Origin of the sequence: Blastococcus sp. URHD0036, from assembly GCF_000701365.1 — a bacterium.
Lineage (GTDB): Bacteria > Actinomycetota > Actinomycetes > Mycobacteriales > Geodermatophilaceae > Trujillonella.
The window spans coordinates 433,690-446,775 of the sequence record NZ_JNIK01000013.1 but is presented as its reverse complement, the minus strand read 5'-3'; the positions used below and the strand labels follow the sequence as shown (position 1 = coordinate 446,775).

At 73.5% G+C, this 13,086-nt stretch carries 12 protein-coding genes; 4 read left to right on the top strand and 8 right to left on the bottom strand.

The window, feature by feature from the left end; translation table 11 throughout:
* Positions 1–34: 34 nt before the first annotated feature.
* The 5 genes from N555_RS0112005 to N555_RS0111985 all read right to left on the bottom strand — a co-directional run bounded on the left by N555_RS0112005 (position 35) and on the right by N555_RS0111985 (position 7,154).
* Entirely contained in the window at positions 35–1,117 is a 1,083-nt protein-coding gene (locus tag N555_RS0112005) for an acetate/propionate family kinase (protein WP_197028976.1), read from the bottom strand.
* Positions 1,114–3,510 (bottom strand): phosphoketolase family protein, encoded by a 2,397-nt coding sequence (locus N555_RS0112000; protein WP_029431731.1) that lies wholly within the window; start codon positions 3,508–3,510, stop codon positions 1,114–1,116. The genes N555_RS0112005 and N555_RS0112000 overlap by 4 nt, the downstream gene beginning before the upstream one ends.
* 153 nt (positions 3,511–3,663) lie before the next feature.
* The gene (locus N555_RS0111995; RefSeq protein WP_081866151.1) at positions 3,664–4,554 is read right to left on the bottom strand and encodes a DUF4349 domain-containing protein; all 891 of its coding nucleotides are present in this window, start codon (positions 4,552–4,554) and stop codon (positions 3,664–3,666) included.
* 97 nt (positions 4,555–4,651) lie between these two features.
* Positions 4,652–5,326: a hypothetical protein gene (locus tag N555_RS0111990; RefSeq protein ID WP_029431729.1), complete on the bottom strand. Its 675-nt coding sequence runs from the start codon at positions 5,324–5,326 to the stop codon at positions 4,652–4,654.
* A 10-nt stretch (positions 5,327–5,336) separates the two neighbouring features.
* Positions 5,337–7,154, bottom strand: coding sequence for a substrate-binding and vWA domain-containing protein (locus tag N555_RS0111985; protein ID WP_156036328.1), 1,818 nt, complete (start codon positions 7,152–7,154; stop codon positions 5,337–5,339).
* 203 nt (positions 7,155–7,357) lie between these two features.
* Here N555_RS0111985 and N555_RS29265 point away from each other — a divergent pair, with 203 nt between their 5' ends.
* On the top strand, positions 7,358–7,846 hold the full coding sequence (locus N555_RS29265) for an HU family DNA-binding protein (protein WP_029431727.1): 489 nt from the start codon (positions 7,358–7,360) through the stop codon (positions 7,844–7,846).
* The gene (locus tag N555_RS0111975) at positions 7,836–8,438 is read left to right on the top strand and encodes a PaaI family thioesterase (RefSeq protein WP_051683980.1); all 603 of its coding nucleotides are present in this window, start codon (positions 7,836–7,838) and stop codon (positions 8,436–8,438) included. Before N555_RS29265 ends, N555_RS0111975 begins: the two co-directional genes overlap by 11 nt.
* A 12-nt stretch (positions 8,439–8,450) precedes the next feature.
* On the opposite strand, the gene N555_RS0111970 is transcribed toward N555_RS0111975, so the two are convergent.
* The 3 genes from N555_RS0111970 to N555_RS0111960 form a co-directional block, all read right to left on the bottom strand.
* Complete coding sequence (locus N555_RS0111970; protein WP_029431725.1) at positions 8,451–9,020, bottom strand: TIGR03086 family metal-binding protein; 570 nt, start codon at positions 9,018–9,020, stop codon at positions 8,451–8,453.
* A 72-nt stretch (positions 9,021–9,092) separates the two neighbouring features.
* Positions 9,093–10,274, bottom strand: coding sequence for an NAD(P)/FAD-dependent oxidoreductase (locus tag N555_RS0111965; protein WP_029431724.1), 1,182 nt, complete (start codon positions 10,272–10,274; stop codon positions 9,093–9,095).
* A gap of 241 nt (positions 10,275–10,515) precedes the next feature.
* Positions 10,516–11,016, bottom strand: coding sequence for a hypothetical protein (locus N555_RS0111960; RefSeq protein ID WP_029431723.1), 501 nt, complete (start codon positions 11,014–11,016; stop codon positions 10,516–10,518).
* 164 nt (positions 11,017–11,180) lie between these two features.
* Here N555_RS0111960 and N555_RS0111955 point away from each other — a divergent pair, with 164 nt between their 5' ends.
* Positions 11,181–11,870 carry an NADPH-dependent F420 reductase gene (locus tag N555_RS0111955; RefSeq protein WP_029431722.1) on the top strand — a complete coding sequence of 230 codons (690 nt, stop codon included), beginning with the start codon at positions 11,181–11,183 and terminating at the stop codon, positions 11,868–11,870.
* 422 nt (positions 11,871–12,292) lie between these two features.
* Positions 12,293–13,063 (top strand): SDR family NAD(P)-dependent oxidoreductase, encoded by a 771-nt coding sequence (locus N555_RS0111950; RefSeq protein ID WP_029431721.1) that lies wholly within the window; start codon positions 12,293–12,295, stop codon positions 13,061–13,063.
* Positions 13,064–13,086 lie beyond the last annotated feature (23 nt).

Genomic DNA, 13,086 nt, shown 5'->3' with positions numbered 1-13,086 from the left:
GCGGTCGTGCGGGAACGGCCGCGAGCTGCTCGGCTCAGGGCGTCGTCCCGGGGTGTGGTGGGCCGGCGGGGCGGGCGAGGGCCTGCTCGACGCCGGCGGCGATCTGCAGGTCCTCCCGCGAGCGCACCACGAGCGTGCGTACGCGTGCGCCGTCGCCGGTGACGTCGGCGTCGTCGGCACTGGTGGCCGCGTCGTTGCGGTGCGGGTCGACGGCGACGCCCAGATGGGCCAGCCGTGCCGCGGCTCCGGCGCGGACCGCCGGTGCGCGCTCGCCGACGCCACCGGTGAAGACCAGGACGTCCAGGCCGCCGAGCGCCACGGTCATCGCCGCGACGTGGGTCGCCAGGCTGTGCAGGTACACGTCCAGCGCGAGCCGGGCCTGCGGGTCGTCTCGCTCGAGGACCTCGCGCATGTCGCCGGTGCCGGCGAGCGCCAGCAACCCGGACGAGTGCTCCAGGGCGTCGGCGACCTCGTGCGGGCGCAGGCCCTCGTGCTCCTCGAGCCACAGCAGCAGACCGGGGTCGACCGAGCCGCTCCGGGTGGCCATCACCAGCCCGGCGAGTGGGGTGAACCCCATCGTGGTGTCGACGCTGCGCCCGTCCAGGACGGCGGCGAGCGAGGCGCCGGCGCCGAGATGGCAGGTGACCACGCGGCGGGCTCCGGGCACCAGCTCCCGCGCGCGGGACGACGCCCAGGCGTGGGACAGGCCGTGGAAGCCGTAGCGGCGGAGGCCCCACCGGTCCCGCCACTCCTGCGGCAGCGCGAAGGTCGACGCGGCCGCCGGGAGGGTGGCGTGGAAGGCGGTGTCGAAGCAGGCCACGTGCGGTACGTCCGGCAGCAGCTCCTGCGCCGCGGCCAGCCCGTCCAGCGACTTGGGCTGGTGCAGCGGCGCGAGGTCCACCAGGTCCCGCAGCTGCTGCTCGACGGCGGCGTCGATGACGACGGGCTCCACCAGATCGGCGCCTCCGTGCACGATCCGGTGCCCGACGGCATCCACTGCCGGTGGCCGTTCGGGCAGCCCGTCCGAGGAGTCGACGACCCGGCCGTCCTCGAGGACCGCCACCTTCAGCGAACTCGATCCGGCGTTGACGATCAGGATCCGCATGCCGTCGGTCACGCGACCGGCGAACCGGCCCAGGTCCAGTCGCGGACCTCCGGCATGTCCTCCAGGTGCTCGCGGACGTAGGCGGCGTGCCGGGCGAGCTGGTCGCGGCAGAACCGGGCGAGCTCCTCGCCGCGCTCGGGGACGCGGCGCGACCGGCGCAGCGCCTCCAGGACCAGGTGGTACCGGCTCATCCGGTTCAGCACGACCATGTCGAACGGGGTGGTCGTCGTGCCCTGCTCCTCGAAGCCGCGCACGTGGAAGCGCCCGGGGTTCGTGCGGCCGTGCAGCAGCTGGTGCACGGCCCGGGGGTAGCCGTGGAAGGCGACGACGACGTCGGTGTCGCGGCTGAACAGCTGGAGGAAGCGCTCCTCCGACAGGCCGTGCGGGTGGTCGTCCTGCGGGAGGAGGGCCATCAGGTCGATCACGTTGACCACGCGCACGCGCAGGTAGGGCACCCACTGCCGGAGGAGCTCGGCGGCGGCCAGCGTCTCCATGGTGGGGACGTCCCCGGCGGCGGCCAGGACGACGTCCGGCTCGTCCCGGCCGTTCTCGGGCTCGGTCCCGGCCCACGACCACACCGACGCGCCGGCCGCGGCGTGCGCGTTCGCCTCCTCCAGCGTCAGGTACTGCAGGTGCGGCTGCTTGTCGGCGATGAGCAGGTTGACGTGGTCGGTGCTGCGCAGGCAGTGGTCGGCGACCGACAGCAGGCTGTTCGCGTCCGGCGGCAGCCAGACCCGGACGACCTGCGGCGACAGCGGGATCACCGTGTCGAGGAGGCCCGGGCCCTGGTGGCTGAACCCGTTGTGGTCGTTGCGCCAGCAGGTGCTGGTCAGCAGGATCGTCAGCGAGGAGACCGGCGCCCGCCACGGCAGCGAGGCCGCGTGCTGCAGCCACTTCACGTGCTGGATCACCATCGAGGCGCTGACCATCGCGAACGCCTCGTAGGTGGCGAACATGCCGTGCCGGCCCGACAGCAGGTACCCCTCCAGCCAGCCCTGGCACAGGTGTTCCGACAGCACCTCCATGACCCGGCCGTGCGGTGACAGGTGGTCGTCGGTGGGGAGCACCTCGGCCTGCAGGCAGCGGTCGGTGACCTCGAAGACCGACTGAAGCCGGTTGCTGGCGGTCTCGTCGGGACAGAACAGCCGGAAGGTGCCGCCGCCGTCCTCCGTGGTGGTCCGCGCGTAGACGTCGCGCAGCAGCTCCCCGAGCGGGTGCGTCGTCTGGTGGAAGGTGGTCCCGGGTGAGGGCACCTCGACGGCGTAGTTCTCCAGCGGCGGCAGGTCCAGTGGGGTGCGCCGCCGTCCACCGTTGGCGTGCGGTGTCGCGCCCATCCGCAGGTCGCCCTCCGGAGCCAGCGCGGCCAGCTCGGGCACGAGCGCGCCGTCGTCGGTGAAGAGCGTCTCCGGGGAGTAGGAGCGCATCCACTGCTCGAGGAGGGCCAGGTGGGCGTCGTCGGTCTGCACACCGGACAGCGGCACCTGATGCGCGCGGAAGGTGTCCTCGACCTGCACGCCGTCCACCTCGTGCGGGCCGGTCCAGCCCTTGGGGGTGCGGAGCACGATCGCCGGCCAGCCCGGCCGCAGGTCCTCGCCGCCGCTGCGCGCGGCGGCCTGGATCTCCCGGATCCGGTCGTGGGCGTGCCGCAGAGCCGCCTCCAGCTCCCGGAACACCTGGTGCGGGTCGTCGCCGGAGACGAAGACCGGTGCCCACCCCTGGCTGGTCAGGTAGCCGGTGATCTCCTCGTCGGAGGACCGGCCCCAGACCGTCGGGCCGCTGATCTTGTAGCCGTTCAGGTGGAGCACCGGCAGCACGGCGCCGTCGCGTCGGGCGTCGAGGAAGGCCGGGATCTTCCACGAGCCCGACAGGGGGCCGGTCTCGGCCTCGCCGTCGCCGACCACGCAGGCGACCAGCAGGTCGGGGGAGTCGAAGGCGGCGCCGGCGGCGTGCACCAGCGCGTACCCGAGCTCGCCGCCCTCGTGGATGCTCCCGGGCGTCTGCACGCTGACGTGGGAGGGGATCCCGCCCGGGCTGGAGAACTGGCGGAACAGCCGCAGCAGCCCCCCGGCGTCCTGGCTGACCGCCGGGTAGACCTCGCTGTAGGTGCCCTCGAGGTAGGTGTTGGCGACGAGCGCCGGCCCGCCGTGCCCGGGCCCGGTGACGTACAGGCACGGCGTCCCGGTGCGCCGGATCAGCCGGTTCAGCTGCACGTACAGGGCGGACAGCCCGGGGCTGGTGCCCCAGTGGCCGAGCAGCCGCGGCTTGATGTCGTCGTGCTGGAGCGACCGGCGCAGCAGCGGGTTCTCGCGCAGGTAGATCTGCCCCACGGTCAGGTAGTTGGCGGCGGCCCACCAGCGGAGGTCCAGGCCGAGGTCGTCCGACGAGTAGTCCGTTGCGAGCGGCACGGTCCCGATCCCTGGCTGCGACGACATCCACCGACCCTCCCGCAGTCGTGTGAACGCCGCGCGACGGACGTGCGAATCAGCGGAGCCGGCCGCTCGGTGGTGTGGGGGAGGTCTCGGGAGGGTCTGGGCGCGCGTCCACGCGCTGAGGTGCCCTCAGGCGGTCGGGGACGGTGATGCGGGAGGCGGCGGGGCCATCGGCGCCGTCCGCCGCCGGGTCCGGCGGAGCGAGAGGACGACCGCGCCGGCCACCAGCAGGAGGACCGGCAGCCAGGGGAGCAGGGTGCCGAGGACGACGACGGCCGCGCTCCCGACCGCGAGCAGGGCGTCCCACCCGGCGCTCAGCCCGTCGACGAAGCCGGGGTCCCCGCCGGCTGCCACGACGGCGACCGGCTCCAGGTGCACGCTCAGCGTCGACAGCTCGACCTGGTCACCGAGGAACGCCCGCTGGGACTGCAGCGACTCCAGCTGCTCCTGCCGTGCCGACAGTGCTCCCTCGGCCGCCAGGAGGGCCTCGGTGCTCGCCGCGTCGTCCATCAGGGACTGCAGCCGCGCGACCGAGGTCTGCAGCGCCGAGATCCGCGCGTCCAGGTCGACCGCCGTGGACGTCACGTCGGAGCGGGACACCGACACGTTCCGCACGTCGCCGAGGTCTTCGAGCTCGGCCAGGACGCCGGTGAGCTCGTCCGCCGGCACGCGCACCACGAGATCGGCGACGGCGCCCTCGCCGTCCTCGGACGCCGCCTGCTCGGTGCGCTGCTCCACGCGGCCGCCGACGGACTCGACCAGCTCGCTGACCGCTTGGGCGGACTCGGCCGGGTCCTCGACGACCACCGAGGAGGTGGCGGTCGTGACGACCTGGCGTTCGGTGTCGGAGCCGGAGTCCGCCGACCCGCCTCCTGTATCGCCCGGGGCGGCGGGCGCCGGAACGGCCGCACCCCCGCCGCCCGAGTCCACGCTGCTCGAGCCCTCGTCGGACGAGCTGGAGCAACCGACCAGGAACGCCGCGGCCAGCGCCAGGACTGCCATGCCTGAGGAGCGCCTCATGGGCCGACGGTAGGGGGCGATCCGAGTCCGACCAGGGCCGATGCACGATCGTGGCGGCGTCGAGGCCCTTCCGTGACCCGGACCGCCTGCGGGCGTGTCAGCCCGGCTGCCCGGGCGGGAGTTGGCGGCCGGTCGCCTCGAGCTCGGAGGCGATGACGCGCAGGTCGTCGAGGCTCGTGGAGACCGCCTCGAGTGCCTGGGCGTCGCCGGCGGCCACGTCGCCGGTGCCGAGGGTGCTGGTCGCGAGGGTCGCGTTGGTCTCGACGAGGTTGCCGTAGACGTCGAGCAGCTGGTCGGCGGTCGAGCGCAGCCGCTCCAGCAGCGAGTCCCGACGACGGCGCAACCGGCCGGTCGCGCCGTCGTCGGCACCGCGGTGCCGACCCACCTCGGTGAGCTGCGCGATCGCGGCGTCCAACTGGTCGACGGCGCGGGCCACGGTCCGCGCGGTCGACTGCGCGGACCGGGCGAGCCCGGCGGCCTCGTCGGCCTGGGGTCGGACCGCCGGCACCAGGTCGGAGGCACAGAGCTCGTCGATCCGCGCGACAGCCTGCTCGATCGCGGCCACCAGGTGCATCTGGTCGGTCCCGGCGGAGCGGGCCGCCGGCAGCTCGGCTCGCCGGGGCTCGGGCAGCGCCTGGACGGCGACCCCGACCACGAGCGTGCCCACGACCACGAGCAGCCCGATCCCGATGCTCATGCCGAGCCCGACGGTCGCGAGCAGGCCCAGGAAGACCGCGAGCAGCGCGATCCGTGGGTCCAACCAGCGGTTCACCGACGCCCGCCTAGAAGTTGCTCAGGATCGCGGTGAACACCCGGCCGATGTTCGTCGCATCCCGCGCGTCGTAGGCCTTGGCCCGGGTGGCCGTCGCGATGCTCGTCAGCGTGTCCAGGTCCGCCGAGCTGCCGTAGGCGACGGTGAACACCCGGACGTGGTTCTCGCTGGCCCGGCTCTCCAGGTGATCGAGCAGATCCTCCTGGGAGATGCCGCCGTCGTACTCGTTTTGACCGTCGCTGAGCAGGACGACTCCGGTGATGTGCTGGTCGTCGGCCACGTCGCCCATCGTGTCGAACATGGCCTGCGTCGCCTCGTAGAGCGGGGTGCCGTTCTGCGGCTGCAACGCTGCGATGGCGGCGTCGAGCTGCTGGCGGTTGGCCCCCAGTGGGCCGACCGGCACCAGTTCCTGGTGGTTGCGGCCGCCCGCCAGGTCGGTGGTGAAGATGGTCAGTCCGACCTCGTCCGTGTCGGTGAGCTGGGGCAGGCTGTCGCGCGCCGCGCGCTTGGCCAACTCCATCTTGCTCTCGCCCGAGGCGCCGTTGGCGGGCTCGTCCATGCTGCCGGAGACGTCGATCAGCAGCATGACGCGGGCCCGCTTGCGCTGGTCGTCCCAGACGCTGCGGACCTCGTCGAGCACCTGGCCCGACGGGATCGTCAACGCTCGCTGCTCGGGCGACGGCGCGGTCGTCGTCCCGGCGTCGAGCAGGGACGACGGCGGCTGCCCGTCCAGGGAGCGGAAACCGGCGTCGCCGAACTCGGCCTGCTGGGCGTCCTCCCGCAGCCAGTCGGCGAAGTCCGCAGCACCGGCGCGCTGCTGCTCGGTCACCCAGTCGGCGTCGAGGACGGCGAAGGGGTTGTCGCTGTAGAGCGTTCCCTCCTCCGGGTACACGGCCACCAGCGGCACGTCCGGCGGGGTCGCGTCGGCCAGCGTGGCCGGGTCACCGCTGGGGTTACCGGCGTTGTAGTCGAAGACCGACTTCTCCTCGACCGCGACCGCCGAGATGTAGGACAAGCCGCGGCCGCGCCGGTCGGCGTCGAGCAGGTTGGCCAGGAAGGTCAGGGTCGTGTCGCCGTAGTGCACGACGGCCTGTTCGAGCGCACCCAGTCGCTGCTGCACTGCGGGATCGGCGACGTCAGCCGAGGTGAGGTCCGAGGACTTCCCGGTCGCCGCGGCCAGCTGACCGACGGTGGCGGCCAGGCCCGACGTGGAGATGTACGGGTTGGTCTTGCCGAGCGTGAAGCTCCCCCACTCGGGGTGCCCGAGCGATCCCCAGCCGGCCGGGTCTGCGGCGAGGGCGAGGACGTCGGACCAGCCGACGGGCGTCTCCGGCCAGCCCATCGCCTCCGCCATCGGCTGCGGCATGGCGAGCACGAGTGGCGTGGCGGTGATCTGCACCGGGGAGTCAGGCACGGTGATCGGGTTGTCGGCACTCGCCTGCTCGTAGCGCAGCAGGTTCAGCCAGGTCGACGACGCCGGTGTCCAGACGTCCGGTCGTTCGATGCCGGCGGCCACCCGCGAGTCGTCCCACCCGTCGACGAGCGCGGCCTCCATGTCGCCGGAGGCGGCGGTCTCCACCCGGACGGTCACGCAGGTGCTGTCGTCTCCGCGGCCCAGGCCGTTGTAGTCGTCGGCGAGGCGGCTGAGCAGCGGGCCCTTCTCCGACGAGGCGGCCACGGTCAACAGCTCGCACCCGTCCCGCGCTGTCACCGGTGCGCTGTCGGGGGCGGGGGAGTCGTCGTCGCCGCCCGTCACCAGCCGGGCGGCGACGATGATCGCCACCCCCGCCACCGCGGCGGCGGCGAGAGCCGCTCCTCTGCGCTCCACGGACACCCCGTTCCCGGTCCCGTCGGACCACTCGACTGCAGCCGGTGGAGTATGCGGTGCGGTCGGGGTGCGCCGGGCGTATCCGGCGACCTCCCGCGTCTCGCGGCGCAGGCGAACCGGGCGTGGCACTGACCAGCGTGGTTGGGGCAGTCTGTGGCTCGGCTGCGCGGAGTGCGCAGACGTGCGACGCGAGGAGACCGCCCGTGAACAAGACCGATCTCATCGTTCGGATGACCGAGCGGCTCAGCGGCGACCGGACCGCGGCCGTGGCTGCCGTCAACGGGGTCCTGGAGGAGATCGAGGGCAGCGTCGCCCGCGGGGAGCGCGTGTCCTTGACCGGCTTCGGCACCTTCGAGCGCCGCGAGCGGGCGGCCCGCACGGCCCGGAACCCGCGGACCGGCGAGGCGGTGCAGGTGGGTGCGTCGGTGGTGCCGGTGTTCCGCGCCGGCACCGGGTTCCGGACGCTGCTGACCGAGGCCGTGAGTGGAAACGGCTCGCGGGCGGCAGTCTCCCCGTCGCCCGCCGAGGTCGCCGAGGTCCCGGACGACGGCGCCGCGAAGGGCGGCAAGAAGGCCCGCAAGCAGCAGGCCGCGGGGAAGTCCGTCGCGGCGGAGTCCAAGGCCGGGAAGGGCAAGGACAAGAAGGAGAAGGCCGGCAAGAAGGCGGCCAAGGACATTCGCAGTGCCCGGTGACGGGGGCCTGCGCAGTCTCGGCCTGACCGAGGAGCCGCCCGAGCCGGAGCTCGCGCGGCTGACCGGCGCCGTCCGCCGCATCCAGGACTCCGTCGTCGGCACCGAGGCGCCGCCCGAGGTCCTCGCGCAGGTGTCGGCCCACCTCGAGCAGGCGGCCGCCCTGCTCGAGTCGTACGCGATGCGGCCGGACGCGCCCCACGACTGGAGCGACCTCCGGCGCTCGTCGGGGAGCCGGGTGCTCAGTCCGCTGCTGGCCGACGTGCGGGTCGACCACGAGTCGTTCTCCGCCGCCGTCACGTTCACGAACCACTACCTCGGCGCCAACGGGGCGGTGCACGGCGGCGTGCTGCCGCTGGTGTTCGACGAGGTGCTCGGCCGGCTGGCCAGCACCGACCGCCCGCGCTGCCGGACGGCCTACCTCCGAGTCGACTTCCGCCGGATCACGCCGGTCGGCCGACGGCTGCGGATCGAGGCGGCCTTCGAGCGGGAGGAGGGCCGCAAGCGGTTCCTGCGCGGCGCCCTGTACGACGGCGACGAGGTCACCGCCGAGGCCGAGGGCCTGTGGGTGGAGCTGCGCGAGGGCGCGCCCTGACCTCGGTGCCGGTCAGCGCGGGTCGCGGCCGATGAACGCCAGCAGCTTGGTCTGCGGGTCGGCGTCCTCGGGCACCGGAACCCGCGGGCCGTACTGACCGCTCGCGCGCAGCATCTCGTCCAGGGGCTCCATGCCCGCGAACATCACGGCGCAGCGTGCGGCGTCGAGGGTCTCGTCCTGTCCGGTGGCGCGGGCGAGGTCCCAGGTGTGCATGAAGACGTCGGCGGTGAAGAACTGCGACACCGCCTGCGGCAGCGGGATGTCGCCGATGTGCGGGTTGCTCAGCACGAGTTCGGCGGACGCCGGGTCGTCGAGCAACTCCTGCACGCCCGTGCTGAACGTCGTCCACGCGGCGACGGGGTCGTCGTCCACCGACGGCCCGGCGGGCAGCTCGATCCCCGCGCCGCCGTGCAGGAAGGCCGGGAACCACTCGACCAGATGCCGGACGACGTCGCGGGCGGTCCAGCCGTCGACGGGGGCGGGCCGGTCCCAGGTCGCGGCGTCCGTAACCCCCTCGACGAGCCGGGTGAAGCGGTCGGCGATCTCGCGGTACTCGTCGGCCGGGGACTGCTCGGCGTCCATGTCGGGGTCCTCTCGCGCGGGTGCGGTCAGGGGTATGACCGCGCCGTCGCGGGAACTCATCGCTCCCGGGGGTCAGACCCGGCCGCGGAGGATCCTCCGCCAGTAGACCTGCGGAAGGGCGTACCGGTCGAACCACCACGTGGCGCGCCGGGGCTTGGTCGGGTCGACGAACGGCACGGAGGGGCTCGGCCGGCCGTCACGGTCGACCTCGGTCAGCGTCAGCGTGTGCCGGCCGACGGTGATCGGCACGACCGTGTAGCCGTCGTAGCGCTGGAGCGCGCCGCCGTCCCGCGCCGCTCGCAGGTTGGCGCTCAGGACGGCGACCTGCTTGCGCAGTGCGCCACCGGACGGGCGGGGGGTCACCCCCGCGGCGTCGCCGATCGCCCAGATCGAGCCGTGCCGGCGGGAACGCAGGGTCTCCGTATCGGTGTCCACGAGCCCCGTCGCCGGGTCGGCCAGGCCGCTGCCGGCGATCCAGGACGGCGCCCGGTAGTGCGGGACGGCGTGGGCGAAGGCGACGTCGTCGAGCACCCGCGCTCCGGTCGAGGAGCCGACCGTGAGGGAGTGCAGGTCGGCGTCCACGCGCTCGATCCGCGACTGCCGCAGCACCTCGACGCCGTAGTCGGCGAGGGCGCGCTCGAGGACGTCGTCGGCCTGGGGGAGCCCGGTCGGCGTCGCCTCGGGGAGGAGCAGTCGCACCTCCAGGTCGGCCAGGACGCCGGCCCGCCGCCAGTGGTCACACGCCAGGAACAGCGGCTTGAGCGCCGTCGGCCCGCACGACGCCGGCTCCGGCGGCACCGTGAAGACGACGGAACCGCGACGCAGCGACCTCAGCCGTGGCCACACCTGGGGCGTGCTGCCCGGTACGTACGTGGAGGCCGCCCACCCGTCGGCGTAGGCCTCCTGCAGACCCGGGGTGGCCGTCCAGTCCTCCTCCAGCCCGGGGCAGAGCACGAGCGTCGAGTAGCGCAGGGTGCGCCCGAGCCGGGTGCGGACGGTCGATGCGTCGGGGTCGACCGCCGCGACGGCGTCCCGGATCCAGGTGCAGCCGTCGGGGACGACGTCGGCCATGGGGCGCTCGAGGTCGGCCATCGTGGCCTCGCCGCCGCCCACGTAGTTGAGCAGTGGCTTGTACCGGTGCAGCGGTTGCGGGGCCACGACCGTCACGCCGGAGAAGCCGTCGCGCAGCAGTCTCGCTGCCAGGGAGATGCCGGCGTTGCCCCCGCCGACGATGAGTACCTCGGGCTGCGCCATGCCACCGAGGTGCCCATCCGGGATGGATTGCACACAACTCATCGCCGCGGACCGGTGGGCTCACTTCTTGCGGAGATCGTGCGGAACGCCTGCGCGGACGGTGCGGCACGAGCGGCAGAGTTCCTCTTGTCACCGGGTCACGGGGGAACGGGGACACGCACGGGGGAGCACGGGGGAGCACGAAGGAGCCCCGCTCACCGCCTCGGGGGAGGGTCGGTGAGCGGGGCTCCTGCGCGTCCGCTCAGGTCGTGACGAGGCTGCGCGCGCTGTGCGTGACCGCCAGGGCCAGCCGGCGTGCGACGCGCAGCCCCTGGTCGGCCAGCGCGAACGTCGTCTCGATGGCCTCCTGCGGCCGGACCAGCACGGCCGGTACGAGGCTGCGCACGATCGTCGTCACGCCCTGCACGAGACCCGCGACGGCGTCCTCGCTGCTGTCCGCGGCCGCGGACAGCTGACGGCGGGCCTGCTCCTGCTCCTGCTCCCGCAGCTCCACGAGCAGATCGCGGCGGACGGCCAGGACCAGCTGGCGGGCCCGCTCGTCCTGGGAGCCGTTGCGCGTGGCCTGGAGCACCTCGGCAGCGAGCAGCTCACGCGCCCGGTCCTCCGCCTCGTCGCGCGTACGGCTGAGCTCCGTCAGCTCGGGGCCCGCGGCCGTCCCATCGGAGTCGGTGTGCGGAGCCTGCTCGTCGGTGTGCGGTCCGTCCGCGGGCGTGGTGGGCGACTTCTGCTTCGGCGTGGTCATGGCTTCCTCCAGGGTCGGGTCTGTCCGGCAGGACGAGAATCCGGCCGGCGGATGACCTCCGGGAGTGCGGTGGGGGCACAGCGGACGAGCGGGCCCCCAACACCCGGCGGAGCGGATCCGCTCGGGGCGGGAATGTGGTCCCTCGCCTCGGACTTGGCGCGTGCATGACGACTCTCGGACTCATCGGCAGCGGACACATCGGCGGGACCCTCGCGCGGCTGGCGGTCGACGCCGGCCACGACGTCGTCCTGAGCAACCGGCGCGGGCCGGACACCCTCGCCGACCTCGTGGCCGAACTCGGGCCGCGGGCGCGGGCGGCGACCCCGGCGGAGGCCGCGGAGGCGGGTGACCTCGTGGTCGTGACCGTGCCGCTGAAGGCCTACCGCGACGTCCCGGTCGAGCCGCTGCGCGGCAAGGTCGTGATCGACACGAACAACTACTACCCCGAGCGCGATGGCCACATCGCCGAGCTCGACGACGAGTCGACGACGGTCAGCGAACTGCTCCAGGCGCACCTGCCGGAGTCCCGCGTGGTGAAGGGCTTCAACAACATCTACTTCGAGCACCTGGGCAAGCTGGGGCGCCCCGCCGGGGACCCCGAGCGGTCCCTCATCGCGATCGCGGGCGACGACGCCGAGGCGAAGCGGACCGTCACGGAGTTCCTCGACTCGATCGGCTACGACGCCTACGACGTCGGCCCGCTGGCCGAGGGCTGGCGGTTCCAGCGTGACACCGCGGCCTACGCCGGCGTCTACCTCGCCCCGGGCACCGAGTTCCCCGGTCCCGGCCGACCGGCCACGGCCGAGATCCTCCGCGAGAAGCTGGCCGCCGCGAAGCGGTACCGCGACATGTGAGGTCGTGCGGGAATCGTGCGGAACCGGTGCGCGGATCCTGCGGCACGGGCGGCAGAGTCCCTCTCGTCACCGGGTCACGGGGGGAACGGGGACACACACGGGGGATGCACGCAGGAGCCCCGCTCACCGCCTCGGGGGAGGGCTGGTGAGCGGGGCTCCTGCGCGTCCCGGTGTCCACGGTCCCGTCGCACCGCCGGGGGATCGCCTCGGTCAAGCACCCGGATCCCCGCGCCGACCGGCCGCCACGGCGCCCGAGGAGCCCGTTGCGGACCGCGGGCCACCCGATCCGCCCGTACGGGGCGGGCACGCTCGCATCCGGACGGCCCTCGATCGAGGACGGACGTCGCGCCGCGTGATCGCGGCCACTTACAGTGCCGGGCGCGACGTGTCGGTGGTACGCGTCCCGGAGAGCGGAGAGACCGTTGGACCTCACTGGAGCATCAGCACTCGTCGTCGGCGGCGCCGGCGGGTTCGGCGAGCAGACCGTGCGCAAGTACGCGGCCGAGGGCCTCAAGGTCGTCATCGCCGACGTCGCCGAGGAGAAGGCCAACGCCATCGCGGCGGAGCTGGGCGAGAACGTCGTGTTCGTGCACACCGACGTCACCAGCGACGAGTCGGTCGACGCCGCCATCGCCAAGGCCCAGTCCCTCGGCACCCTCCGCGTGACCGTCATCGTCAACGGCGGCCCCGGTGGAGGTGCCGCCCAGCGGATCGTCTCCCGCGACGGCAAGCCGATGCCGATGGAGGCCTTCCTCCAGACGACCGAGTACTACTACACGGCCACCTACCGGGTGCTGTCCCGCGCGGCCGCGTCGATGCAGGGCAACGAGCCGCTCGAGGACAACCAGCGCGGCGTCGTGATCATGACCGCGAGCATCGCCGGCTTCGAGGCCGCGCCCGGCCAGACCAGCTACGCGATGGCCAAGGGCGGCGTCATCGCCCTGACCCTGGCCGCGGCCCGCGACCTCGCTCCGGCCGGCATCCGCGTCATGGGCATCGCGCCCGGCACCTTCCTGACCCCGGCGTTCCCGGACCCGGTCAAGGCCGACGAGACCTTCGGCAAGATGGTGCTCAACCCCAAGCGCATGGGCCGCCCCGCGGAGTACGCGAAGCTGGCCTACCAGATCGCCGAGAACGACTACCTCAACGGCTACGTCATCCGCCTCGACGGCGGCCTGCGCTTCGGCGCCTGATCCCGGTCCCCGGGGGGCGCCGA